General features: G+C 65.9%; 1 protein-coding gene. It reads left to right on the forward strand.

What is annotated here, in order from left to right; translation table 11 throughout:
* The first annotated feature begins 68 nt into the window (after positions 1 to 68).
* A protein-coding gene (locus FV223_RS28830; protein WP_147730023.1) for an IS5 family transposase occupies positions 69 to 838 on the forward strand; the annotation gives its coding sequence in 2 pieces (ribosomal slippage) (positions 69 to 384 and positions 384 to 838; 771 coding nt in all).
* Positions 839 to 847: the final 9 nt, after the last annotated feature.

The following is an 847-nucleotide window of genomic DNA, read 5'->3' on the forward strand; positions in this document are numbered from 1 at the left end:
CTAGGGCCTGTTGTCGTCTGAACGGATTGGCTTGGCTAGCGTTTTCGTTTCTCTGAGCAGGAGGGACGATGCTGAGCGACGCCCAGTGGTCTGAACTGGAGCCTTTGGTCGAGGCCTGCCGGCCCAAGGCCAAGACGCCCCCACAGGATCTCAGACGCACACTCTCAGCCATCCTCTGGCGGCATCAGAACGGGGCCAAGTGGCGGGCCATTCCAGAGGATCTGGGGCCGTGGTGGCGCGCGGCGCAGATCTTCATCCGCTGGTCGCGTGCTGGCGTCTGGGAGCAGCTGCTCGGCCTCGTGCAAGAGCAGGGCGTCCAGCTTGGTATGGTGTTCCTCGATGGCACCAACGTGCGGGCGCATCAAAAGGCGGCAGGGGCTGCCAAAAGGGGGGATCTGGGGCCGAGCGAGACGCTTGTGAAGCGCTTGGCCGCTCACGTGGCGGCGATAGTTCCAAGGCTTGCGTGATCGCCGACGGGCAGGGTCGCGCCATCGCCTTCCGGCTGGCACCCGGTCAGGCTCATGAACTGCCTCACACCGTCCCCCTGCTCGACCAACTGACGGGCGTGCCCAAGTGGGTCGTCGGGGACCGCGGCGACACCCGTCACGCCTTTCGCCAGCACATCTGGAACATGGGCGCGCGACCGGCGATCCCACCCCAGCGCCACGAGGCGCCCGTCGCGTGCCCAGACTGGATCTACAACAACCGCAGTCAGGTCGAGCGCCTCTGGGCCAGGCTCAAGGAATGGCGTGCCATCGCCACCCGCTACGAGAAAACCGCCGCCAGCTTCATGGGCGTCCTCTCCCTCGCTGCAGCTCTCGATTGGCTCAAGCGATGACACGCCCTA

The organism is Methylobacterium sp. WL116, assembly GCF_008039455.1.
GTDB lineage: Bacteria > Pseudomonadota > Alphaproteobacteria > Rhizobiales > Beijerinckiaceae > Methylobacterium.